Here is a 26462-nt window from a genome sequence, read left to right as displayed (position 1 = left end):
GCATACGAGATACTTGGATATATACCGATGGAGATAATGCTTTGTTTAGGATTTGAAGGCGGATAGTAGCGATACATCCATGACTTAGTCTCAGTAGGACGTACCATTAAGAATAGTTTAGGATGATTTTTGACAGCAACGAAGTACTTCTTATCTTCAGTCTTATGGCTGCTGATGCTTCTGTCTGAACTGATCGCTTTTCTTTCCATATCCCAGATCTCCATGAGTAGACTCAAAACTCGGTATACTTGACAGTATACTCAAAGTGCATGGATTAGGATAGATTCATAGGACAGTATGGAACGTCAGATACAACAAAGCCCCTGATATCAGGGGCTTTGGCTGTTCTATAAGATAGTATAGGACTATGTAATGGTACCCGGAGCCGGACTTGAACCGGCACGCTATTACTAGCGAGGGATTTTAAATCCCTTGTGTCTACCAATTTCACCACCCGGGCAAAACTTGTATTATCTAAAAGTAAGCTTGCTACTTGTTAGATAGTGGTCGCTATTATAAGCATTTATGTTAATAAAGCAAGCTAAAATTAACGTAATATTTATAATATTTTTAACCTAAATAATTGGAGGCTGAGGTCGGAATCGAACCGGCGTTAACGGAGTTGCAGTCCGCTGCATGACCACTCTGCCACCCAGCCAATCAAGGATGCCTATATTAGCAAAAATAATTTAAATTACAAGTCATTTTTTAATTAAATGCTACTTATCTGCTCAGTTTTGGCTATTTGCCCATAAATTAACGCTAATTCGAAGTATTGTTAGACTAAATGAAGCCATCACTAAGCCTTTGCTACATGATGGCTTTATAAAACACATCGTCTAATACCGTGTGCTAAACGATATCTTTATTATTATATTTCGCTTTTTTGATATCGCGATAGGTTGCGGTACAAATTAATATCAGTACACCTAGCGTAATCGCCGGCCAAATGAGGATATATAATCCATAGATAAAGACGTTGTCCATGATAGCTCCTTATATTTAGTAATTGTTGGTGTTGATTTTTACTTTGCTTTGCTGGCTTCTAATAATGGCTAGCCAGTTAATGACCAACCATCACTTGATAATATTAATCTTATTTAAGATTTTGCTAGCGGTTGTACTGGCGGCTTTTTATCATAGTCGCCAACCCGCTGTTTAATGAGATCAAAGTCAAAATGCTCGTCACCCATTAGGCTGATAATCACACAGACGATGGTACTTGCGCCGTAAGCGGTCAGTGAAGCGAGTAAAACCATGTACTGGCGTAGGAAGCCAGTGGCGAAGATTAACATCAGCACCAGCGTGATAGCGGCGGCGACCATGCCGATTTTACGACCTAGAAAGCCAAAGACCATAAGGCCAATAACCACTGCGGCACCGACACTGGCCAATATCTCAAAGAATAAGGCGGTGAAGCCGGTAATCGGTATCAGCTCAAAGCGCGCAACGCAGAACAATAACAGCCCAACGATGACCGCTGAGGTAAAGGCGACATTGGTGACGCGATTCCACAACACACTGGCAATCACTGGGAAAACAATCGCACCCCATAACGCGCCAACGAAGACCAGCATTACCAAAATATCAAGCTTAAAGCTGGCAAAAATCAATCCTGCTGCCGTGGCGACAATCATGGTTCCGCGACCGACAAGCATCATAGTTTTTGGTTTAACGCGCCCCTTGGCAAGGTTTTTGCCATAGACATCCGCCATCATAATCGTTGATAGCGCTGATAAGTCTGAGTCAGCGGTTGAGGACAGCGAACCTATCACTAAAATAAAGAATAATGCGATAAAGACCGGATGCAAATAAGTACTGACCATTTGCGGAATTAAGTTATTCATATTGCCATCAAGTGGCTCGATACCTATGGTTAATGCCATGAGTCCAATCATACCAAGCCCAATGACGATACCGGCATAACCGACCGTGGCAGTGATAAAGGTCGCTTTAATTTTGGTTTTATCAATAGCAAATAGGCGCTGGGTAATGGTTTGATTGCCGATGGCATAAGCCAATACGGCGACAAAATATGGCGCACCTTGCTGAAAGAACGCTTCAGAGGAAAAGAAATTTTGCTGCTCAAAGGTTAAATTTGACAGTCCGCTGACCATGACCGACGGACCACCCATGGAAAATAGTACCGCTGGGATGATGATGACACCAATGGCCATTAAGGCGACCAGTTGGGCAAAGTCGGTAAAGACGGAGGCTCGGAATCCTGAGGTTAACGTATAGCTGAGCACCCCAACGCCTGCGATGATGACGCCCGTCTGAAACGATAAGGGTGACAGTACGGATACCAAAGCACCAGCAGCGGTGAAGTTGACCATCAAGCTAATTAAGCTCCCCATAATATTGGATATGGCTAAAATTAATTGGCTTGATGAGCCGTGGCGGGCGTGGATGAGTTCACCTAAGGTATGACCATTTGGGGCAAGTTCACGAAAGCGCATACCAAAAGGATAGATGAATAAAATCATCAAAGCACCCCAAAAACCGTAATGTATCGGTCCTGAGACGCCGTATTTATAACCAGAAGTAGCGGCTGCATAAAACGACGCCGCCCAAATCCATGTGGCGGTCATACTGGCTGCACCCATGCCGAAGCCTACACTGTGACCGGCGACCATAAATCCTGAAGTTGTCTCCTTGTCTTTTTTGATTAATAAAGACAGTAAATACGTGCCACCATAAAATGCTAGCAATAATAAAAGAATGGTTAACGATGAGAATTGGAACAATGACTCAGTTTTCAAATTCATACCTCGCAATTGTTTTAATAGAATAATAGTTCGCTTTAAAGTAAAACTTACAAACTGGCGAAAATATAAAAACGCGCGTTCAGCCTATTTGCCACGCGCATACAATTTTGCCCGTGCGTACAATTAGCAACGAGCAATACGCAATAAAATAAATGGTTATAAAAACCAAATGCTAACGTCAGAGGGTGTATTAATTTTTCATTGGCCACAGGCTATTAAAATATTTAATAAAAAATATCGACTAAAAGCTTGTATGAAAAATAACAGCGGCAACTCTCAATTAGCGTCTGCTAATGGATAAACCATTACGCGGTCAAATACGGCATCATCGATAGTAGCGATAGGCTACACGAGGCTTACATGGTAAGCGTCCATAGCAAAATTACGGATAAGCACTAAGCCAAAACTTTATGACTTGTGCTCAATGTAGACAGCTTATATCAGCTGTGATAAGCAATAATTAGAGTAGCGTTTTACTCAATTTATTGCGTGTGAGCTATCATCCGTTGTCGTGATAATAAGTAAAATCTTATTGGGATTGTGGTGCTCATTTACTTATCATTGATAAATAAAACTACAACTATGTTAAATATTCGTAACATGTTTGTGCGGTAAGGGTAACCTATTCTATCTCTAACCTCAAATTTTCCCTCAAACTTCTGAGTCAAGGATGGTTAAGGCAAACTAATAGATAGATTTATAATAATAACTGTAATCAGTGTTAGAGCAAGATGGAGCTAAAAAAGCTTAATCGAATGGATAATTGGAGAATTGCACAGGAAGGGTAATGGGAGTGCATAGTAACGGAGTAATATCTGGCATGTTTAGTTATAGAGATATAACAGCAGAATCCGCTCTAGATTGGTGTTTTAAGCGTTTGGACAGTTGGTGTAGTGTTGGTATAGTAAGTAACTCGGTCATCGCGTAAAAATCCTGCCAGCCCCAAGCCATAGCGCTCAGCAACCCGTACCGCAGTGCTGGTCGGTGCAGACATGCCGACAAGCCAAGGTAGGCGACTACGAATAGATTTTTGCACCAGCTCAATAGACAGCCGCGAGGTCATCACCACGCATGTCAGCTCTGCTTTGTGGCGTAATTGCCAACCGATGAGTTTATCGAGGGCATTATGGCGTCCGACGTCCTCGAATAGATATAAGTCAGCGCCTTGCATGGTGGCAGCGGCATGTACCGCACCGGTTAATTGATGCGTGTGTTGTGCGGCGTTAATATTTTGTCGTACTTGTAATAAATAATTCAGAGTAGGGGCGGTGGGTTGCGACATTTTTTTGGCTGATTCTAAGCTTGGCGCTGAATAACTGCTTAAATCAGGAAGTGCTTGCGCCAGTCCTGTAATACCGCACATTCCGCAGCCTGTACGTCCTGCTAGCTGCCGCTTTTGCGCTTGAATACGCTGATGACAGCGCTGATTTAATACCAGTTCCACAACATACACATCATAGTCTTGTAGCTGCGTTGAAAACTGCTCAAAAGTAGTCGTTGCAGTAGCCGAATCATCCGTTAAGTCATTGCTAAATTTCTGATAACTTGCGATATCAGTCAGTTGCGTTACTTCCCAATCTAATAGCTCATGACTATGATGAATCAGCCCTTCACTGTATAAAAAGCCAATGGCAAGATATTCAAGCTGATAGGGGCTTGCCATCAATATCGCATAATGGATACCATTAATGACAATCGCAACGGCTGCCTCTACTGCTAGCATTGCTGATTTATCATCAATCTCTATTTCTTTGGTTGCATGAGTAGAGTTTTCAGTAGATAAATAACGATGTTTTTGTGCCCAATGCAGCCGAGATAGTGGCACTGTCTGGGTCTCTATTGACGCCTCAGCAGCATCTGTTGCCAAAGTATCTACTGTCGCTAAGTTATTTTTATTGACCATTATATTATTTTTAACCATTATTGTAGGACATCAAGTGCTATTAAGCGGTAGCTGCCAACATGCCTTCATTAACGCGCTGTAAAACAACGGTGACGGACTTATAAGCAGGCGTCCTCGAGTCAGGAGCATGACTGTCCAAGTCAATAAGGTCGTTACATTCAGGATAATAGGTCGCCACCGCGTTGGCAGCGATATCCATCTCAGTAAGTATCAAAGGACCCAAGGTGCGCCGCTCATCCTTGCTGTCTTGCCGCGATACCATGACGCTATCGCCTTTTTGCCAGCCTAAACGCTTGATTTCATCGGGATGCATAAATAACACATCGCGGCGGTTGGTTTGGCGATAGCGGTCTTTAAACCCGAAAATCATGGTATTAAATTGATCATGACTACGGACGCTAGTCAATTGCCATACTTTTTGCTCAGTACTTTTTTCGATATTTTTATCTTTAAAATTATCGCTCGTGTCATTGCTGTGATAGTCCGCGCTAGTTTGTGCCATTTGCGCGGCGACATAAGTAATCGGATATTGCGGTACTTCAAATTGGGCTTTGCCACTATCGGTATTCCAAACGCGATGACGTGCTGGGTGGTATAAATGAAAACCGCGCTCGCTTTCACGGATACGCTCATTAAAGTTCTCAAACCCGTCAATAGCACGGGCAATATAATTACGGATGATATCGAAGTCGCTACCCATGGTCTGCCATGGAATTGATGAATCAGACCCAAGCACATGGGTTGCCATATCAGCCACAATTTGCGCTTCAGACTTTAAATCATCACTAATCGGTTTTAGACGTCCTTGTGTGGGCACAATTTGGCACATAGAGTCTTCAATCGTTGCAAACTGCTCGCCTTTAGCCGTTATCACGCGTTCGGTGCGCCCTATACAAGGCAAGATTAAGTTGTTTGTACCCGGATATAGCATGGTTTCATTGAGCTTGGTAGCGACAAAAACATTAAGCTGAGTAGTGGTTAAGGCGGTTTGAATCGCACTCTTATCGGGTGCGGCAACGGCATAATTACCGCCCATACTGATAAAGGCTTTAAGTTTACCTTGCATCAATGCTTTAGCTCCAGCAATGACATCAAGCCCGTCTTCTTGCGGCATAGGGCGCTGAAACACGCGCTCAAGGCTATCAAGTAGGCTTTGTTTAGGGCGCTCATGGATACCCATAGTGCGATCGCCTTGCACATTGGAGTGACCACGAACGGGCGAGGCGCCTGCACCGTCGATACCAATCATACCCATCAGCAGCAGCAAATTGGTAATCATGGCGACATTATCTTCGCCTTGGACGTGTTGGGTAATGCCCATACCCCACGTACAGATAGTGGCAGGACTGTCTGCCACGAGCTTGGCAAGGTTGATGATGTCTGCTTGCGTAATACCAGAGCCAAGCTCAATATCTGTCCAAGATTGGGCGATCAGCCATTGTTTTAAATCATCAAATCCTGAAGTATGAGTGCTAATAAACTCACTATCAATCTTATCGTTTTCTACCAGCCATTTAGCCAAACCAGTCAATAAAGCGACATCACCACCGATTTGAATTTGAATGACCTCATCGACCATCTCATCGCTTTGTCCTGCAGCCATATGAGTTGGTTTTTGTGGATTCCTAAACTTGCTTAAACCCTGCTCACGCATCGGGTTAATAGAGATAATACGGCAGCCTTGTTTATGAGCGTGCGCTAGCATCTCAAGCATACGCGGATGATTGGTGGCAGGATTTTGCCCAAACAGCATAATCAACTTTGCTTGCTCAAAATCTTCCAAAACTACGGTGGCTTTACCGACGCCTAATTGTTTGCCAAGCATCACTGACGTTGGCTCATGACACATATTGGAGCAATCTGGCAAATTATTGGTGCCAAAACAGCGTACAAACAGCTGAAACATAAAAGCTGGCTCGTTGGTCACGCGTCCTGAAGTATAAAATAAGGCTTCATCTGGTGAATCAAGATTTTTTAAGACATCAGCGATACGCTCATAAGCCGCTTGCCAAGAAATAGCGATGTAACGATCTTGCGCTGCATCATAATATAACGGCTCTGATAAGCGTCCGCTATGCTCAAGCTCATAGCCTGACCAACTTTGCAGTTCGGTCACGCTATGTCTGGCAAAAAACGCCGCATCTGCACGTTGGTTCATCGTTTCACTGGCAATGACTTTGATACCGTTTTCACAGATATCGATAACTTTATGGGTCTTATGGTCAGGCCACGCACAGCCCGGACAGTCGAAGCCGCCCTTAGGCTGATTGCTATGTAAGATGCTGACACTACCGCGCATAAACGCCTTGTAATCCATCAGCTTACGAGTCGATGAGATCAGCGCTGGCCAACCAGCAGCAGGATGGGTATAAACAGGGATTTTGCGCATGACAGACCTCATAGGCGAATGGCGATAGTAAGGGCTACTATAATAAAAGTGATTATGTTAAGTGCTACTACATTAAGTGCTACTATATAATGGCTGATAAGAAATATTGACTTTCATTACTTATAGATAACAAAAAACCTCAAAGCAATGAATGCGTTTGAGGTTTTTCTATTTTATAAATCAGCATGACTGATATGTTGTCAGGCTAGCGCATTTAATAACGGGCATCTTTAGGTTTGTTGCCATTTGGCCAGTCATTTACTTTACCAGCAAAGTCGGGACGCGGTTGATGGGTGAAAAATTCAGCGACATCGATAGCATCTTGGTCACTCAGCACGTTACCATGACCCCATAAGCCTTTGGTCTGAATGCCCATTGGCATATTGTACTTAACAAAAGCCGCAGCTTTATAAGTACGCGCCAACCCAGCGCCAATGTTAAAGGATTCATCGCCCCATAATGGCGGGAAGACAATATCGCCGCGACTGTCTTTCATGCCTTCGCCGTTATCACCATGACAGGTGGCGCATTGTACTTGGTAGATTTTTTCACCGCGTACAGGATTGCCAACCAAAGATTCATCCACTTTACCAGCGTTTTGGATATCGACCTTTTGTTCTTTCGGCGTATTTTGGGACAGCCATTTCATATAGGCCAACATTGCCAACATTTCAGGTGATTCAGGTTTTAAAGGTTTGCCATTCATCGACCGCTGAAAACAGCCATTAATGCGCTTGGTTAAATCAACTTCTTTACCAGCACGAGGCATTACGCGCGGGTAGAAATTATAACTGTTGATGTAGGGGTCGCCAAGCGGGATTTTACCTTGCGAGATATGGCAACTATTACAGTTCATTTGCGCGCCGACGTGCTCGGGCAATAAACGCTTGGTTTCGTTTAATAAGCGTTTGCCATAAAAGATTTCATCAGCGTTTGGCTCATCCAAGATAGAGGTATCTTGCGGCAGCACATAAGTACCAACATCTTCGTTGGCATCATCAGCAGTAACTAAGCCATATTTAGGGGCATTTTGCTCGATAGGCTCTGGCTGTGAGCAACCGCTACTGATAGCGGCGATACTAACCACTGAGGCAGTCAGAACAGCGGTGGTTAGTTTGCTCATTTTCATTTTCTGAGAGATAACGCTAACAATAGCAGGCAGATTGTGTGGAGAGTTTTTCATTATTTTGCTCCTTTTGTTTGCGCATCAATACTTAAGTCTGGGGCGATATCGGTACTGGTTTTTGGTTTTTTGGCGAGGAAAGCGCGCATTTTTACCACATCATCGACACCGATTTCAGGCGCTTGGTTGGTCCAGCTATTACGTACATAGTTGACCACTTCTGCCACATCCGCATCACTTAAGTTAGTGAATTCAGGCATGGTAAAGGCCATGCGGTCGTGCGGAGTTTCTGGCATGCGACCACCGCTCAAGGTGATTTGTAGTACCGAGTCGGCATTTTTCGCATATACCGCACTATTGCCATCAAGGGCTGGGAAGATACGCGCCACGCCTTTACCATCGGCACGGTGACAAACTTGGCAATACTCGGCGTACAAGATTGAACCGCGCGAATCATAGTTGCCATCAAGCAGTTTTTGCGTGGTAATGTCTTTTTTCACCGGCAAGGTTGTTTCTTTATTTGGCGCGGGCGTTAAAGTCTTTAGATAAGATGACATGGCGTTGATATCATAGTCTGTCATATATTGCGTGCTGTGCTCGACCACTTCGGCCATGGCGCCAAAAGCAGCCGTGGTATCAGTGCGACCGGTTTTAAAGAAGTCATTCAGTTCTGCGACCGTCCACGTACCCAAACCGCGATGTTCACCGCGAATACTTTTGGCGCGCCAGCCATCGATAACCGCACCGCTCAAATATTCTTCTGAGTCGGCATTATTTAAGGCGATTTCTTGGAAACCGATACCGCGGCCAGTATGACAAGAGCCGCAGTGCCCAGGACCTTCAACTAAGTATTGTCCACGAGCCAACACTGCATCATCACTTTCGGCGACAAAGTCACGTTTTGGGTCAAACATTGCTTGCCAGTATGCTAAGGGCCAGCGCCAATTGGTCACCGGTGGTAGCTCGCTTTTTAGATTGGCTTGCTTGACGGGTTTGACGTCTGACATAAAAAAGGCGTACATCGCGGCCAAATCTTCATCTGGCATAAGCTGATAAGAAGGATAGGGCATCGCAGGGTAAAGGGCTTTATTATCACGACGCACGCCATGCTTGACGGCATTTTTAAAGTCAGTAAAAGTATACTGACCAATACCGGTTTCTTTATCAGGGGTAATGTTGGTTGAATAAATGGCACCTAGTGGTGTCAGCATAGGCAGGCCACCGGCATAAGTCTCGCCATCTAACGTGGTATGACAAGCAACACAGTCAGCGGTACGCGCGACGTATTCCCCTTGTTTAATAAGTGCAGGGTCGGTGATATTGACCTCTATGTCACTGCTACTCGTGCGCATATTAGGCAGTATTTGCCCAATGATAAACGCTAAAATCAGCCCGACAATGGCTGCCATAATAATGATTAATGGCCACTTTTTCATAAGCCTGCCCTCCATAAAAATAGTCTATAAAAATATTACTGCGCTTACTGTCGCTATCTATGTTGTAAGGCTTATTGGTAATGCCTGATTTTTATATTCGATAGCAATCATTAAGCTCAGCCAATTAAAAGATACAATCTTGCTATGTAGTATAGAATATGGCGTAATATGCTGATATTGTGGAAAACCACATTAATTATATGGTTTTAATAAATTTTACAAACTTGGACGTCTTAAGTCGCAAATAATGCCTATAAATACCATTTATTTTTTATCGAAAATTGCGCTTAGAACCATAACCTTGAGGGCGTGGAAAGCGTTACAAGCGTTAATACCCTTTATGGCTCTGATGGCATTAAATGCTTGCTTGGTTATGTCGATGGCAAACGCCCAGACGTATTATTTAGGCGTGCTGGCGCCGCAAGGTGAAACAGTTGCGCAAGAACGCTGGCAACCTTGGCTCAATCAGCTTAATGAGCAGTTGCAAGAGGACACAGTGGTCTTGGTGCCGCTGGCGTTAGAGAATTGGCAGCAGGAAATTGAGGCGCAGCAATTTGCCTTAGTGCTTGGTCCACAAGTACAGCTGATTAAAATGAATACTACCCATTGGCGCTGGCTTGCGACCTTGCAAGCGGATACGGCGCCAACTAAATTGACTGCGCCTGCTGATATCAATGGTAAAAACTTTAATGAAAAAGGTTTTAATGAAAAGGGTTTCAGTAAAACCGCTGATAAGCAGTTTTCCGCAACGGTTAATCTAGCCAATGAATTTAATAAGCTCAGTCAGGGTAGTCCGTTAAAAGAACCTAGCGCCATGGAAGAGGTCGCCAGTGCACTTTGGGCAAAGGCGGACAGCGGCATTTATCAGCTGCAAGATTTGCAGCAGCGTAAAATTGCTGCCGTCGATGCCGAGGCTTTTGGTGGTTATCTATTGGTCGCGCATTTATTACAACAAAATGGTGTGCCATCCAACCGTTATCAGACCCAGTTCGTCGGTTATCCTATTGAGCGCACGTTAAATGCACTAGCGAATGGCAGCGTAGATGCGGCGATAGCGCCGCTTTGCTTGATGGAAGAGATGGCACGGCAAGGGAAAGTTAGTGAGAAACAATACCGACTTATTCACCCTGTTGCGACCGCTTCTAGCTGTCAATCTTCAACGCCGATATATCCAAATTGGACATTGGCGGCGACCGAGCAAGCGCCAAATGCTTTGGTGCGACAGATTAATCAAAATCTATTTGGTACAAGTCAATCAGAGCAAGCGTTGTTAGGAATAAATCAGGGCTGGCTACCACCCGAATCGAGTAGTAATGCTGAGCGTATCCTCTATGATATGAACCGTCATCCCGCCCAAAAGCAGCTGGGCGCGCATATGGTTGAATGGGTAAAGGCGCATCGATTGTGGATGGCAGTTATTGTTTTAATTATTTTGATATCAACAGTAAATTATGCGTGGATGAGTTGGTTGGCGTGGCGACGGCGGCAAAAAATAACCCTGCAAAATCGATTGATTCGTGATTATGACCAGCAGCTACGTCAATCAGAACGCTTCGCTGTCATCGGTGAGATGAGTGGATCCATCGCCCATGAAATCAATCAGCCGCTGGCGACCATTCAAAATTATGCCCAAGGATTACTGATTCGCAGTCAAAGCAATCAGATTAGTCAAGGCGGTCAAGAAAGTACGAGTCTGGATAAAAACTCTTTAAATAGTCTGCATGCGGTAGAAAATTCCCTGACTAACAAACAAGCAACAGACAAACAAGTGGCAGATAAACAAGCGACAGAAAGTGCATTGCAGCAAATTGTCAATGAAACCGAGCGGGTCGCGGCTGTTATCAGTAATATTCGGCGCTGGGCAGGGCGCTCACAGCCGGATGAAGTGAGGGTGGATATCGCCACTACCTATGAGCAGTGTATATTGCTATTGGGTGAGAAGGCTTCAGCCATGAGTTTTTGGCTAACGAGCGACTATCCATCGTTGCAGTTGCCAAGCCTAGTTCTTGACCAGTTATTGATGAATAGTATGGTAAACGCCGAGCAGCAAGGGGCGACGCAGATAATGTTACGTTGTCAGGCAGAAGATTATAATGGAAAATCTTATATAGTATTGCATATAACCGATGATGCAGGCGGTTTTGATGAGGCGCAGTTGCTTGACCATGAACCGTTAACTGGTAATAAGCAGCTAGTTGATAATAAATCACAGCAGCGTCTACCTAATCATTACGCCACCAAATCAACCAAAGCCAATGGTTTAGGTTTGGGTTTGATGATATGTCAGCGCTTGTGCAAATCACTTGGCGGTATGATGCGACTTAGCAATATCGAAGTGCAGCAGGAGCTTAATTGCATACAAGCGTTAGACGGTTATCAGCAACGCTTTAAGCGTAATTTAAATGGTAAAGTGCGCTTGATGAACACTGAAAATACTTACACGCCAGCAAATAAGATTGGTGCGCAAGTGTCTTTTTATCTGCCGCTGCATTTGGCTGATGAGGCTCAGAAATAAAGCAATCAAAAGAGAAAGTGAGCATAAGAGAGTTATGAAAAACCAAGCGCCTATAAACTTTGTAAATTAACTTAATCATAAGGTCGCGTATGAATGCTCAGCATTATCTCAATAAGCACTTAAAACACTTAGATTCTCAAACAGCTGGTAATGGTTCAGCTGCTATTATTAGCGAACCTCTGCTGATTCATATCATCGACGATGAAGAAAGCGTGCGTACATCCTGTGATTTTCTGATTAGTAGTTTAGGATTACCAACCAAAGTGTGGGCTAGCGCTTTGACATTTTTGCAGCAAGTCGATATCTATCGCCCAGCAGTGGTGGTCAGTGATCTAATGATGCCAGAAATGAGCGGTCAGGCACTACAAGCGTATCTTAATAAACATGACAGTCCGATAGGGTTTATTGCGTTAACTGGCAAGGGTGAGATTGCTGATGCAGTCAACATGCTCAAACAAGGAGCCGCTGATTATCTCGAAAAACCGATTAATAGTCACCGTTTACAAGAAGCGCTTGCGCGTGCACAAGCCTTAACAATCAAACGTGCTCAGCTTTATAATATTAAAAAACTCTATGCGCAGCTGACCGATAAAGAAAAGCAGGTAGCCAATGAGTTACTGCAAGGCAATCTGAATAAAAATATCGCCGATCATTTAGATATATCTGTCCGTACGGTAGAGGTACATCGCTCACAGGTGATGAAAAAAATGCAAGCGCAGCATGTCAGTGAGTTGATTCAGAAATTGGTCATGCTTGATTCTTAATAACTAAAACAGTCATAAAAAAACGCCTGCTATTAAACAGGCGTTTTATTTTTTTAAATTCAAAATATTAAGCTAAATGATTTAGCTTAATATCAAGCTGTCATCTTCGACTTTTTCACCGCGAGTCTGCTCAAACATATCGAGTAAGTCATGCACATTCATGCCTTTACGAATATCGCCTGCGACATCGAGCACTACTTGTCCTTGATGTAGCATCACGGTACGCGTGCCATGGGCTAAGGCTTGCTGCATCGAGTGAGTGACCATCATCGTGGTAAGCTGATTGTCCGTGACGATTTTATCGGTCAACTCTAAAACGAAAGCCGCAGTCTTAGGGTCAAGGGCCGCCGTATGCTCATCAAGCAGTAGAATCTTAGATGGCTGCAATGATGCCATCAGCAAGCTAACGGCTTGACGTTGACCACCGGATAACAGGCCCATACGGTCAGTTAAGCGATTCTCTAAACCCAATTTTAATACTGACAGTTTCTCGCGAAATAAGTCACGGTTATTTTGGTTGAGCGCAAAGCTTAAACCACGTTTGCCGCCGCGCTTATAGGCAAGCGCCATGTTTTCTTCAATGGTTAGCGCCTCACAAGTTCCCGCCATCGGGTCTTGGAATACACGAGCGACCCAATGAGCACGTTGGTGCGCGGTTTTTTTGGTAACATCGATGCCATTTAACAAGATTGAACCGCTATCGACGCGCGTGGTGCCACTGACCGCATTTAAAAAGGTCGATTTACCCGCGCCATTGGTACCGATAACAGTGACAAATTCACCATCAGCGATATTCAGATTGATACCGCGTAGGGCAGGGTTTTCAATGGGCGTTCCAGGATTAAAGGTCAACCGCAAATCTGTAGCTTGCATCATAATAATTATTCCTTATGGTTGCACATTGACATTAAGCCCGAACTTTACGACTTAAAAATTTATTTTTAGCTTTGGGCAATACCAAGGCCAATACCACGAGCAGCGCTGTAATCAAGTTTAAATCCTGCGGACCAAAACCGATACTACGTAGCGTATCGCTCGATAGGGCAACCTGAATAAACAGCTTGTACAATACCGCACCGACAACCACAGCAAAGGTAATCAGCCAAATCCGCTTGGCTGGAATAATAGTCTCACCGATGATGACCGCTGCCAGACCAATGACAATCGTACCGATACCGATCGAGATATCTGCGCCACCTTGCGTCTGCACAAATAGCGCACCCGCTAGAGCAATCAAACCGTTGGAAATCGCCATACCAATGATGGTCATCCACGAGGTGTTGATACCTTGCGCCTGTGCCATACGTAAGTTTGAGCCGGTCGCACGCATCGATAAGCCCGTCTCGGTACTATAAAACCAGTTTAAAAATAACATGGCCAGTAGCACGACAACACCAATAATTAAGCAGCGCATCCAGTAACCATTGCCGTCATGGACCAAGGTACTAAAGACCGTGGTTTCACCCAATAGCGGCAAGTTTGGCGCACCCATAATCCGTAGATTGACAGAATATAAGGCAACCATCACAAGGATACTGGCAAGCAGCTGCAAAATGCCCAGTTTGACGTGTAGCCATGCGGTGACAATACCGGCAACTGACCCTGCTAGCATACCAAAGGCACAAGCAAGCCAAGGATTGATGCCGGCAATGATAGAAATACCAGCGACGGCGCCACCTAACGGAAAGCTACCGTCAGCGGTCAAATCCGGAAAGTCGAGGGTACGAAATGAGATTAGGACGCCAAGCGCCACTAGGCCATAAATCAGACCACTTTCAAGCGCACCAAAAAAAGCAATTAAAGACATAAGAGATCAGTAAGTCATAACCAAGCGTTTAGCAAATAACATTCTAGTGATTCATAGGATAAGTGAGCGCTATATAGCAGCGCTATTTTATTTATAAATGAATCTATATATAAATCTATACATGAGTTTTAGCTAAACGACGAAGCGGTGAATTTAACAGATTGGGTTATCTGCAGCTAGGGTAAAACAAGACTTGTCATTATTACGCATAATCATAATTACGCATAATCATAAATCTTGCTCATTTAAAGCCTTTAAAAAACAAGCCCAGCCTACTGACTGATAGCTGGGTTTTGTCTGCGCTAAATAAATAGCGGTATCGCCCATAGACGATAATTGATAAAAATTACCGTCTATCGGTGCGATACCAGAAGTCGCAGTTATTCTACCACTACTTTTGCTTTATCGATAACCGCTTGTGGCAAAGTAATGCCTTCGGCTTTCGCATTTTTTGGACTGACATATAAATCAAGCGATTGCGGGGTATAAACAGGAATAGCACCCGCTTTTTCACCGTTTAAAATACGCGTCACGATTTTACCAGTTTCGCGGCCCAAATCGTAATAGTTTACCCCTAAAGCCGCAACGGCACCGCGCTCAACAGAGCTGGTATCAGAGGCAATTAGTGGAATCTTGCTTTCTTTAGCGATTTGGTACAGTGATTCATAAGCTGAAACGACGTTATTATCGGTTGAGGTATAAATCATATCAACTTTACCCTCAAGGCTACGGGCAGCCATCGCAATATCGTTACTACGCTGAGCGGGCGCTTCGTGTACGTTGATACCTAGTGGCGTTAGGTTATCTTTCAATGCCTTTAAAACGATGGTTGAGTTAACTTCGCCTGGGCTATAAACATAGCCGACGTTTTTTAAGCTTGGGATAATTTGACGCATCAAATCGATTTGCGGTGCATAAGGCAGGGCATCCGAAGCACCGGTAACGTTGGTGCCAGAACCATCAAGCTTGGGCACCAGTTTGGCTGCTACAGGGTCAGTCACTGCTGAGAATACCATGGGAATGGTGCTGGTAGAGGCAGCCACAGACTGAGCTGATGGTGTTGCAATGGCAACGATGACGTCTGGTGCATCAGCGACGAATTGCTTAGCAATCTGACCGGCGGTAGCGGTATTACCTTGGGCGCTTTGGAAGTTGATGGTTAAATTCTCACCTTCTTTAAAGCCGGCGTCATTTAGCTCATCGATAACGCCTTTACGCACATCATCGAGTGCTGGATGTTCAACGATGGCGGTAATAGCGACCGTTTTCATGGCAGCTTTGGCATCGCCACCTGTTGCAGCGCCGTCAGTGGTGTTGGCATCTTGTGCTGGTTGGTTACAGCCGGTCAAGATAGCGGTGCAAACACCGCCCCATAATAAAGCTTTAGCAAAACGATTTTGATACAACATGGGTCTGACTCCTGAAAATAATAATGTGTCCGTACATTATATAAATGATAAATAAAAGGTAGCGCTGACTGCTTGTTAATCACGGTCTTTCTATTCAATGCTCACTGCTGTTTTGCCAGCGATTACTTACTGGTCTTTTGTGCTTCTTTATCGACATTGATGGCGTTTTTAAGTAAGTCTGCTGATAGGCTGGTACCTTGTTCAGCGGCGTGTTTTGGGCTGACATATAGCGTCAAGGTGTTCATCACTTGCGGTGCGATATCTTTGGTAGCTTCACCATTTAATACCCGATAAACCATTTTGCCCGTGGTACGACCAAAATCATAGTCATTAACCCCAAGCGCCGCAGTCGCACCGCGTCTGACGCTAAATTCATCTGAGGCAATAACTGGGATATCAAGCTCATTAGCCGCACTGGCCATGGCTTCAAAAGCCGAGACCACGTTGTTATCCAATGAGGTATAAATGACCTCTACCTTTCCTGCAAGACTACGAGTCGCCATCGCAACGTCAGTAGGGCGATTAGCAGTTACGCCCAATATCTTAAGCCCACGTGCTGGTGCCGCTTTTTCAAGTTGCTTAAGGACCACCACAGAGTTGGCTTCACCTGGGCTATAAACATAACCGATGGTTTTTACATTGGGGACAATTTTTTGAATATTGTCTAACTGTGGCTCGATAGGTAATTCGCTCGACAGACCGGTCACGTTGGTTTGGATAGGTACATCATTTTCGTCAATAAGCTTCGCTGCTACAGGGTCTGAGATGGCGGTATAAATAACGGGAACGGTTTTGGTCGATGCCACGATTGATTGGGCAGAAGGTGTTGAGATGGCGACGATAGCATCTGGATTGTCACCAGCGAACTGTTTGGCAATTTGCCCTGCAGTTGCGGTATTACCTTGCGCGCTTTGAAAGTTAACTTTTAGGTTTTGACCTTCTACATAACCATTTTCAGCCAGCTCATCAATAATGCCACGGCGCATCTCATCTAAAGAAGGATGCTCGACAATCTGGGTGATGGCTAAGGTTTTGGCAGGCTTATCGTTAGTTGCGCTGTCATCAGCAGTGGCCGCAGGGTCAGTAGCATTATTAGAGCAGGCGGTTAATCCAAGCGCCGCGCTAATAGCAGCGCCGCACAGGCTAAGGCGTAAAGTAGTGGCAAAGGTCATTTTATTTTGGCTCATAGGTTAAAAGGTGCAGGTTACCCGAGTCAATGTTATGTGCATGCTGAGATAACGGGCTAACATTAAGGTAATCAATCCATTGATCATTACGTCCATATTATGACAGTAATGTAACTTATGGCAATAAGAAAATAAAACGCGTTTGTCATTAGCTTTATAAAGGGGTGTTTAAATCAATTTTTGTTAGATAAATAATTTTCTTATCAGGTTCTTTATACATAGTTACCAATGAATTTTGGGCAATAAAAAAGATGCCACGAAAGCATCTTTTTATTTGGTAAAATTACAATCAAAAAGCTTACAAGCTAGTAACGCATCTATTACGAACGCCCTTCATAATTAACATAAGCTAGTTTTTATACGAGAATTATAGTGAGTCCAAAATTCACATTACTATAAAATTCACATTACTATTATGCTGACTTGGTGAATGTACAACCCACTCTAATATCTACTTAATATTTTTCAAACGAATATTTTAAGGGTAACATTATGAACACTTCTAATCTTAAACTATTAACCATCGCTGGCATTACTGCTACCTCATTGATTTGCTTACCTGCTACGGCAAAAGATGGAAATGGAAATGCCAAGGGCAAAGCTGTTTATATCAATAAAGGTTATAACCATCATAGCAACGCCCAACCTAATATCAACGCTTATCGCAATGCTAGCCCTAATGCCTCATTCAAACGTGATCTTGATCAATACGGTTACAGAGTAGTCGGCAAGATTGATAGGAATATTTATGATCGTTCGGTAATTTTAGACCGTTATGATGACCGCTACGTTCGTATTCGCACGCCAGAAAATAAAATTGTGACGGTCATTAATGATACGTTGCAGATTATTGATATTTTAACTAGATAAACAGCAAGCTTACTTTCTATTTTTTTTCACATAAGAACAAAAAAACGGTCTATGGCGACCGTTTTTTTTTGTTCTTTAATTATTACTTGATTTAATGTTTTTAAGCAAGTACATCGCCAATCACGCAGTTGTCCGGTAAAGTAACCACCGTTAACTGTGTTTTTGGATTGCCCGTTGATAGCACCATCCCTTCTGAGATGCCAAATTTCATCTTACGCGGCGCAAGATTGGTGACGCAAATCACCTTTTTATCCAGTAATTGCTCAGGCTCATAAAACTTACGGATACCGCTAAAGACATTACGCGGTTTGTCTTCGCCAACGTCTAGGGTGAATTGTAAAAGCTTATCCGCGCCTTCGACATAATTACAGGCTAAGACGTGCGCCACTTTCATCTCAACTTTGGCAAAGTCTTCAATACCGATATAGTCAGCTTGTTCAGCATTTGTATCAGTATCAGCCTTTTTTGCTGGCTGAGTGTTTACTGCCGCTGTTTTATTATCTGAATTATTATCGCTGCTAGTAGTAGGGGCTTCTGCTTGCGCCAATGAGGCCTTTGAGTCTTCAACCATTGCCGCAACGTCTTTTTCTTCGATACGCTGCATTAAAGGTTTAAATTTATTGATTTTATGACCAAGTAACCACTCATTACGGCTAGCAAAGCTTAAATCATCAATATTTAAGAACTCCTTAGCATTGGCAGTCAGCTCAGGTAATACTGGCGCCAAATAAACCATCAATTGGCGGAAGATATTAATCGCCACCGAGCAGACGTCTTGCACTTCTTGCTCAGTGCCTTCTTGCTTGGCAAGCGACCAAGGTTTTTTCTCATCAATATATTCATTGGCCTTATCGGCACACTGCATGATTAAGCGCATCGCACGCGAGAACTCACGATTCTCGTAAGCGGCGGCAATTTCATCACCGGTTTTGGTGATATCTTCTAATAGTTCTGATTCTACGCAAACGTCCGACAGCATACCGTCGTATTTCTTCACGATAAAACCGGCACTGCGACTGGCGATATTAACCACTTTACCCACCAAGTCAGAGTTGACCTTTTGCATAAAGTCTTCTAAATCAAGATTGATGTCCTCAACTTTGTCAGACAGCTTACTAGCAAAATAATAACGCAAGTATTCAGGATGCAAATGCTCCGCGTAAGTTTCGGCTTTGATAAAGGTGCCGCGTGACTTACTCATTTTTTCGCCATTGACCATCAAGAAACCGTGGGCAAAGACACCAGTCGGCGTACGGAACTCACTACCGGCAAGCATCGCTGGCCAAAATAGCGCATGGAAATAGACGATATCTTTACCAATGAAATGATAAACCTCGGTTTTGTGCTCGTTTTCTTGCATCCAATAACGGTCGAAATCAAGCGCTTGCTCGGTACCTTCGCGCTTGTCACATAGATTTTTAAAGCTTGCCATGTAACCGACTGGCGCATCGAGCCAGACATAAAAGTACTTATCTGGCTCATCGCTTGGCGTATCTGGAATTTGAAAACCAAAGTAGGGCGCATCACGCGAGATATCCCAGCTGGTCAAGCCAGCGTCAAACCACTCTTGCAGTTTATTGGCAACCGACGTTTGCAAGCGATTTTCGCTGCGCGTCCAATCTTTTAAGAACTGCTCAAACTCTGGTAAGTCAAAGAAATAATGCTTAGAAGTTTTAAGTACTGGCGTCGCATTGGATAACGTTGAGTGCGGATTGATAAGGTCGGTCGCATCATAGGTGGTACCGCACACTTCACAATTATCGCCATATTGGTCAAGCGCGCCGCATTCAGGGCACTCTCCTTTGACAAAACGATCGGCTAAAAACAGCTGTTTTTCAGGATCAAAAAGCTGCTTCACATCCTTTGTGCTGATATGTCCGGCGCTATTAAGGCGACGATAAATCAGCTCAGAGAACTCTCGATTCTCTTCTGAATGCGTTGAATGATAATTATCAAAATTAATCAAAAATTTGGCAAAATCTGCTTCATGTGAGGCTTTTACCGAGGCGATTTGCTCTTCTGGCGTTACGCCATTGGCTTCAGCTTTGAGCATAATGGCGGTGCCATGAGCATCATCGGCGCAGACATAGGTGACTTGATGGCCCTGTGCTTTCATCGCACGTACCCAAATGTCGGTTTGAATATACTCTACAAGATGCCCCAAATGGATATAGCCATTGGCGTAGGGCAGCGCACTGGTTACTAGAATCTCACGCACTTTCATCACCTATATTTTTATATAAACGGGTTGGTTATCAAACGTCTCAAGCGCTTTATGACGAGCAGGCGCGATATGATTAATATTAAATCATCAATGCTAAAAACGTCTAAAAACTTACAAAAAAGAGAAAAATTAAAAAAGTGTGCCTATGATACCGTAATTCAGCCAATTTTGTGACATTCCTCAGTAATTAATCCATTAACCAACATAGTCATTGGCTATATTATGCCGATAGATTTCTATGCATTTATTAAGTGTCAATAAGCTATTTTTTTTAAAGAGGATCGTCATAAAGTGGCGATAAAAAACCCACTAAGCAATTTGCCAAGTGGGTTTATAAAAGAGATGTTTCTTTGCAAGTTAAAGTCTATTTTCAACGTCCGACTTTCTTTTAAAATGAGCCAAACATCGTCCCTAAAATGATAACGGCGACCACCGCAATAAGTGGAATCACCATCGTCACCATGGCAACGTTTAGATAGGATTGCTTATGGGTCAAGCCACAAATCGCCAGTAAGGTGATGACCGCACCACTATGAGGTAGCGTATCTAAACCACCTGCTGCCATCACAGCAACACGGTGCATCAGCTCTGGGTCAATACCAGCGGCCACCGCCATTCTTAAATAGTCCTCACCCAACGTCGATAGGGCAATACTCAAACCACCAGACGATGAGCCCGTAATACCAGCCAGCGTGGTCATCGCCACTGCTTCTGAAATCAAAGGATTGTCAGGATTTAGGTTTAAGATGCTATCACGAATGATAAGGAAGCCTGCTAGCGAGGCGATAACCGCACCGTAACCCACTTCTGAGGCGGTGTTAAAAATCGGCAACATCGAATCATAAGTACCACGGTTAATAGTTTTTTGTAGGTTGTTCCAATGACCAATACGCAGCACAATGAGTACGGTACAAGCAACCACCAATGAGATAATGATGGACCACAAGCCGAGCGAGCCTGCGATATTTAAGTCGGGAAATTGAGTTTGTAAGGCGCTAAAGTCGAGCGACGGGAAAATAGCATAAGTTAATAAAGCGTTTAGGGCGATGACCAGCACCAGCGGAATCATAGCAACGGTAAACGAGGTGTGATGCGTACTTAGGGTCTCAGATGCTTGTTTTGCCGCACCAACGCCACCGACATCCTCTTCATCATGCTGACCGTAGCCTTCACCTACTGCATTGGCTTTTCTAGCACGAGATTGTAACCATAACCAACCACAAATAAACATGATGCTACCGCCGATGAGACCTAAGATAGGCGCGGCAAAGACGTTGGTATTATAATAAGGAATCGGAATGGCATTCTGAATGGCGGGCGTGCCGGGCAATGCTGTCATGGTAAAGGTAAACGAACCTAACGCAATCGCTGCCGGAATCAAGCGCTTAGGAATATCAGCGGCTTTAAACAAGTCTTTGGCGATTGGATAGATGGCAAAGGCCACCACAAATAACGACACGCCGCCATAGGTTAAGATGGCGCAAACTAAGATGACCGCTAAAATGGCTTTACTGGCACCGAGCTTTTCGACCACAGTATTGGCAATCGCTGTCGCCGCGCCAGAGTCTGCCATCAAACGCCCAAATAGCGCACCCAATAAGAAAATAGGGAAGAACTTCAGTAAGAATCCACTTAACGCCCCCATAAAGACATCGGTATAGGCGGGGATACTGCTTAAAAAATCACCTGAAAGTAATACGGCTAATATCGCCATAATCGGTGCTAAAATCAGCACAGAATAGCCGCGATAAGCAAAAAACATCAATAGTAATAAAGTGATGACAATAGCAAATGTACTCATCATGATCCGCCCTCCTTGGCAAAGTTCAAGCATCGAGTATGCAGGGCGTATTGACATGGGTCAATAAAATTAATCAAAATATGCAGTATTCAATATTTTATTAAACATAAATCTAGACTGCTGCCACAGTGAATGAGGATGTCTTAAATGACGGCGCTGGCGCGTAAGTTCTTACCGTTATTCTCTTCTCGCTAACACAATAATATGGTAAGTTAGCATTACAGCTGTATCTAATATATCGATAGATAATGTATTACTATAAAATGAAAATTATAGATGATTGATTTATAAATGAAAGCAAATCATCATTGATGATGACTGTTAATAACAAAAACTCGACTTGCAAGGAGATAAGCATGAGTCGCTCAAAAGTATATAGTAGTGCCGAAGAGGCGCTAAAAGGTGTGGTAAGTGATGGACAAACACTTGCTATCGGCGGTTTTGGTCTGTGTGGTATTCCTGAGGCGCTCATCGAAGCGTTACGTGATAGCGGCGTCAAAGATTTGACCTGTATCAGTAATAATGCCGGCGTCGATGGGTTTGGTTTAGGTTTGCTATTACAAACCCGTCAAATTAAAAAAATGATTTCATCCTATGTCGGTGAAAATAAAGAGTTTGAGCGTCAATACTTGGCAGGTGAATTAGAAGTTGAATTAACGCCGCAGGGAACTTTGGCAGAAAAACTACGCTCAGGTGGCGCTGGTATTCCAGCGTTTTATACGGCGACGGGCGTCGGCACACAAGTGGCTGAAGGCAAAGAGACGCGTGATTTTGATGGCCGTACTTATGTGCTTGAGCATTCATTACGTGCGGATGTGGCATTAATCAAAGCGCAAAAAGCAGATAAAGCGGGTAATTTAATCTTTAGTAAGACGGCGCGTAACTTTAATCCAGATTGCGCCATGGCAGGCAAAATTACCATCGTCGAAGTCGAAGAAATTGTAGAAACGGGCACCTTCGATCCTGATGAAGTACATCTACCAGGTATCTTTGTACAGCGTATCGTCTTAAACAGCAATCCTGAAAAGCGTATTGAAAAAACCACCACTAAAGCCGTTGAAAGCGCTTAAGTTATTCAGTAATTTTATAAAAATATTTTTAAATGATTATATTAATAATAAAGCAGTGTAAAAAATAAGGAAGTTACCATGGCATGGACAAGAGAGCAGATGGCACAGCGTGCCGCAAAAGAACTACAAGACGGCTATTATGTCAACTTGGGTATTGGACTACCAACCCTAGTCGCCAACTACATTCCTGAAGATGTGGATGTTTGGCTACAGTCTGAAAACGGCTTGCTAGGTATTGGCGAGTTTCCAACGGCAGAGAACGTGGATGCAGATTTGATTAATGCGGGCAAGCAAACGGTAACCGCAGAGCCGGGCGCCAGTTATTTTAGTAGCTCAGAGTCATTTGCGATGATTCGTGGTGGCCATGTCAATCTGGCGATATTGGGCGCGATGGAAGTGTCAGAAAAAGGCGATTTGGCCAACTGGATGATTCCCAAAAAAATGGTTAAAGGCATGGGCGGCGCGATGGACTTGGTCGCAGGCGTGCAACGGGTGATTGTGCTGATGGAGCAAGTTAATAAACATGGCGAGCCAAAAATCCTTGCCAATTGCGAGCTGCCATTAACGGGTAAAGGCGTGGTCGACCGTATTATCACCGAACTTGCCGTATTAGACGTCACTGACAATGGCCTAAAATTGGTTGAGTTGGCAGAAGGTGTTAGCTTCGATGAGCTACAAGAAAAAACGCCCGTGACTATTGCTCAATAAGCTTGTTGCATAAATATGTCTAGCACAGACATCCAAAAAACCTATTTAATAATGGATTATAAAATATGGCGACCACATTACAACAAGATTTGACCGGCAAGGTAGCATTGGTCACAGGTGCTGCAAGTGGCATTGGACGCGATATCGCTGAGACTTATGCTAAGGCAGGCGCTGCAGTTGGTATTGCCGATATTAATCTTGAATCAGCACAGCAAACGGTCGATGTTATCGAAGCTACTGGCGGTCGGGCACTGGCAATTGAAATGGATGTCACATCAGAAGACGCGGTAAACGCTGGCGTGCAGCAATTAGTTGATACCTTTGGCGCTATTGATATTCTTGTCTCTAATGCTGGTATTCAAATCATTGACCCGATTCATAAAATGGCGTTTGATGATTGGAAAAAAATGCTTGCTATTCATTTAGATGGGGCGTTTTTAACCACCAAAGCGGCCGTACAGCACATGTATAAAGCTGACAAAGGCGGTACGGTCATTTATATGGGCTCGGTGCACTCGCATGAAGCGTCATTATTTAAAGCACCGTATGTGACTGCGAAGCATGGACTGCTTGGACTGTGCCGTGTGTTGGCAAAAGAAGGCGCTGAGCACAATGTACGCGCGCATGTGATTTGCCCGGGGTTTGTCAAAACACCATTGGTCGAAAAACAAATTCCGCAACAAGCGGCTGAAAAAGGCATCAGTGAAGAATCGGTAGTGAATGACATTATGCTGGTTAATACCGTCGACAAAGAATTTACCACCGTTGATGATATTGCTCAATTGGCATTATTTTTAGCAGCATTCCCAAGTAATGTATTCACTGGTCAGTCTATCGTTGCCAGTCATGGCTGGTTTATGAATTAACGGCGTGGTTAATGGATAGGTTTGCGAGCTGTTTGATTGGTTTAAAAATCATTAGCTTGCTAATAAAACCCCAATCCATTAGGATTTGATTTTATGTTAACTTGAGCCAATTATATTGGCTCTTTTTTATGAGCGCCTGTTGCATAATTTCGCGCTGCACGGAGTAAAAATAATGAATAATGAAGACCTAGCGGTGACCCTTGCTGCAAAACTAAGCCGTGCTATCGAGCAGCAGCAGTTTGAGCAAGCAATTGATGAGGTGCAAGCATTACGTCCGATTGATATTGCTGATGTGCTGGCACTGATTGAACCCAAACTTGCGTGGCAACTGCTTGAGGTTTTGCCCAATCGCTCGACGATATTTGCCTATTTAGACGTCGATATTCAGGTTGCGATGGCTCTTGAGTTTCCGCGTGCAAGCCTAGCAAAGATAGTCGGAGAGATGCCATCTGATGAGCGCACCGACTTATATAAGCATCTAAATCAGGAACAGCGAGATGCGTTGCTACCCGCACTTGCACAGGCAAAACGTGAAGATATTCGCCGGCTGTCTGCCTATGAAGAGCGCACGGCTGGCGCGTTGATGACATCTGACTATGCGACGTTAGCGGCCGAGATGACGGTTGCTGAAGCGCTGGATGCTCTTAGGTTAGAAGCACCTGATGCTGAAACCATTTATCATGCTTATGTGATTGATGATGCGCGTAAACTGCTAGGCGTGGTGTCATTAAGAGTACTTATTTTAGCGTCGCCTGAGCAACTGATTAATGACATTATGGTGCGCTCGGTCATATCTTCTGATGTAAACGACGATCAAGAAGACGTTGCTAAAACCGTCGCGCGCTATGATTTGATTGCCTTGCCAATTACTGATGCCAGCGGCGCGTTAGTCGGTATCGTCACTCACGATGATGCGATGGACGTTGCTAGCGATGAGGCCACCGATGACTTTCATAAGTCGGGTGGTGTCTCGACCATGGTCGGCAGATTAAAAGACGTCAGTATCAGGGTTTTATATCGTAAGCGTGTGTTTTGGCTAGTGTTTTTAGTCTTTGGAAACCTGCTCTCTGGGCTTAGTATCTCAAACTTTGAAGATGTGATTGCCGCCAATTTGGTATTGGTGTTTTTCTTACCGTTACTGGTTGATAGTGGTGGTAACGCCGGTTCTCAGTCCGCAACCTTGATGGTACGTGCGCTAGCCACTGGCGATGTGGTCATGCGTGACTGGTTTTCATTGCTCGGTCGTGAAGCCTTGGTTGCGCTCATGCTAGGTGCTACGATGGCGGTAGCTATATCAGTTATCGGTTATGTGCGCGGGGATGCAGTTGTATCGCTAGTGCTGGCGCTGAGTATGATGTCGGTGGTCATGATTGGCTGTGTGATTGGCATGAGTTTACCGTTTGTGCTTAATAAGTTAGGTTTTGACCCTGCTACTGCCAGTGCGCCTTTGATTACCTCGGTATGTGATGCGTCAGGCGTGCTGATTTATCTGTTTATTGCTTCAAAATTCTTAGCCATTTAATTTCTTCATTAGCTAATAAAGGTAATAAAGAAATAACAATCATTGGCACCAGTGATTAATAACAATCATTGAAAATAGATGAATTTTACAAAGCATCATC

The 26462-nt window shown here is 44.0% G+C and carries 20 protein-coding genes and 2 tRNA genes; 7 read left to right on the top strand and 15 right to left on the bottom strand.

All coding sequences use genetic code 11. The features are described from left to right. The 9 genes from PG901_RS07375 to PG901_RS07335 form a co-directional block, all read right to left on the bottom strand. Positions 1-209 (bottom strand): Arm DNA-binding domain-containing protein (locus tag PG901_RS07375; RefSeq protein WP_271134054.1); only part of this gene is annotated, 209 nt, incomplete at its 3' end. Positions 210-373: 164 nt separating this feature from the next. Beyond that, a tRNA-Leu gene (locus PG901_RS07370) sits at positions 374-460 on the bottom strand. Positions 461-584: 124 nt separating this feature from the next. Further along, positions 585-658, bottom strand: a tRNA-Cys gene (locus PG901_RS07365). Between the two features lie 194 nt (positions 659-852). Continuing rightward, positions 853-987 carry a putative transporter small subunit gene (locus PG901_RS07360; protein WP_271134053.1) on the bottom strand — a complete coding sequence of 45 codons (135 nt, stop codon included), beginning with the start codon at positions 985-987 and terminating at the stop codon, positions 853-855. Positions 988-1100: 113 nt separating this feature from the next. After that, a complete protein-coding gene (locus PG901_RS07355; RefSeq protein WP_333780677.1) occupies positions 1101-2747 on the bottom strand; it encodes a sodium:solute symporter family protein in 1647 nt (548 codons plus the stop codon). A gap of 877 nt (positions 2748-3624) precedes the next feature. Continuing rightward, positions 3625-4671: a formate dehydrogenase accessory sulfurtransferase FdhD gene (locus PG901_RS07350; protein WP_271134051.1), complete on the bottom strand. Its 1047-nt coding sequence runs from the start codon at positions 4669-4671 to the stop codon at positions 3625-3627. Between the two features lie 40 nt (positions 4672-4711). Further along, positions 4712-7060: an FdhF/YdeP family oxidoreductase gene (locus PG901_RS07345; protein WP_271134050.1), complete on the bottom strand. Its 2349-nt coding sequence runs from the start codon at positions 7058-7060 to the stop codon at positions 4712-4714. A 214-nt stretch (positions 7061-7274) separates the two neighbouring features. Beyond that, complete coding sequence (locus tag PG901_RS07340) at positions 7275-8243, bottom strand: c-type cytochrome (protein WP_265088601.1); 969 nt, start codon at positions 8241-8243, stop codon at positions 7275-7277. Then, complete coding sequence (locus tag PG901_RS07335) at positions 8243-9619, bottom strand: cytochrome c (protein ID WP_271134049.1); 1377 nt, start codon at positions 9617-9619, stop codon at positions 8243-8245. The genes PG901_RS07340 and PG901_RS07335 overlap by 1 nt, the downstream gene beginning before the upstream one ends. 247 nt (positions 9620-9866) lie before the next feature. Between PG901_RS07335 and PG901_RS07330 the strand changes: the two genes are divergently transcribed. Both PG901_RS07330 and PG901_RS07325 read left to right on the top strand, forming a co-directional pair. Beyond that, a complete protein-coding gene (locus PG901_RS07330; RefSeq protein WP_271134048.1) occupies positions 9867-12134 on the top strand; it encodes a sensor histidine kinase in 2268 nt (755 codons plus the stop codon). An 89-nt stretch (positions 12135-12223) separates the two neighbouring features. Continuing rightward, a complete protein-coding gene (locus tag PG901_RS07325; protein ID WP_271134047.1) occupies positions 12224-12898 on the top strand; it encodes a response regulator transcription factor in 675 nt (224 codons plus the stop codon). 81 nt (positions 12899-12979) lie between these two features. Here PG901_RS07325 and PG901_RS07320 read toward each other — a convergent pair whose 3' ends face one another. The 4 genes from PG901_RS07320 to PG901_RS07305 form a co-directional block, all read right to left on the bottom strand. Continuing rightward, positions 12980-13774 (bottom strand): ABC transporter ATP-binding protein, encoded by a 795-nt coding sequence (locus PG901_RS07320; RefSeq protein WP_183620875.1) that lies wholly within the window; start codon positions 13772-13774, stop codon positions 12980-12982. 31 nt (positions 13775-13805) lie between these two features. Next, complete coding sequence (locus PG901_RS07315) at positions 13806-14705, bottom strand: ABC transporter permease (RefSeq protein WP_183620874.1); 900 nt, start codon at positions 14703-14705, stop codon at positions 13806-13808. Between the two features lie 380 nt (positions 14706-15085). Next, entirely contained in the window at positions 15086-16114 is a 1029-nt protein-coding gene (locus PG901_RS07310; protein WP_201625707.1) for an ABC transporter substrate-binding protein, read from the bottom strand. A 122-nt stretch (positions 16115-16236) separates the two neighbouring features. Further along, the gene (locus PG901_RS07305; RefSeq protein ID WP_201629942.1) at positions 16237-17286 is read right to left on the bottom strand and encodes an ABC transporter substrate-binding protein; all 1050 of its coding nucleotides are present in this window, start codon (positions 17284-17286) and stop codon (positions 16237-16239) included. Between the two features lie 507 nt (positions 17287-17793). Here PG901_RS07305 and PG901_RS07300 point away from each other — a divergent pair. Then, on the top strand, positions 17794-18171 hold the full coding sequence (locus PG901_RS07300) for a hypothetical protein (RefSeq protein WP_201625708.1): 378 nt from the start codon (positions 17794-17796) through the stop codon (positions 18169-18171). A 100-nt stretch (positions 18172-18271) separates the two neighbouring features. Here PG901_RS07300 and metG read toward each other — a convergent pair whose 3' ends face one another. Further along, positions 18272-20395, bottom strand: coding sequence for a methionine--tRNA ligase (gene metG, locus PG901_RS07295; protein WP_271134046.1), 2124 nt, complete (start codon positions 20393-20395; stop codon positions 18272-18274). Positions 20396-20783: 388 nt separating this feature from the next. Continuing rightward, complete coding sequence (locus PG901_RS07290) at positions 20784-22199, bottom strand: GntP family permease (RefSeq protein ID WP_201564777.1); 1416 nt, start codon at positions 22197-22199, stop codon at positions 20784-20786. A 353-nt stretch (positions 22200-22552) separates the two neighbouring features. Here PG901_RS07290 and PG901_RS07285 point away from each other — a divergent pair, with 353 nt between their 5' ends. The 4 genes from PG901_RS07285 (at position 22553) to mgtE (ending at position 26362) form a co-directional block, all read left to right on the top strand. Continuing rightward, positions 22553-23266: a CoA transferase subunit A gene (locus PG901_RS07285; protein WP_271134045.1), complete on the top strand. Its 714-nt coding sequence runs from the start codon at positions 22553-22555 to the stop codon at positions 23264-23266. A 78-nt stretch (positions 23267-23344) separates the two neighbouring features. Continuing rightward, on the top strand, positions 23345-23974 hold the full coding sequence (locus tag PG901_RS07280) for a CoA transferase subunit B (protein ID WP_271134044.1): 630 nt from the start codon (positions 23345-23347) through the stop codon (positions 23972-23974). Positions 23975-24039: 65 nt separating this feature from the next. Continuing rightward, positions 24040-24840, top strand: coding sequence for a 3-hydroxybutyrate dehydrogenase (locus PG901_RS07275; protein ID WP_271134043.1), 801 nt, complete (start codon positions 24040-24042; stop codon positions 24838-24840). 172 nt (positions 24841-25012) lie between these two features. Continuing rightward, positions 25013-26362, top strand: coding sequence for a magnesium transporter (gene mgtE / locus PG901_RS07270; protein WP_201564769.1), 1350 nt, complete (start codon positions 25013-25015; stop codon positions 26360-26362). The last annotated feature ends 100 nt before the right edge of the window (positions 26363-26462 follow it).

Source organism: Psychrobacter sp. ANT_H3 (genome assembly GCF_027919975.1).
In the GTDB taxonomy this organism is placed as follows: domain Bacteria; phylum Pseudomonadota; class Gammaproteobacteria; order Pseudomonadales; family Moraxellaceae; genus Psychrobacter; species Psychrobacter maritimus.
The sequence above is the reverse complement of the archived record's forward strand: the minus strand, read 5'-3'. Positions and strand labels throughout refer to the sequence as shown.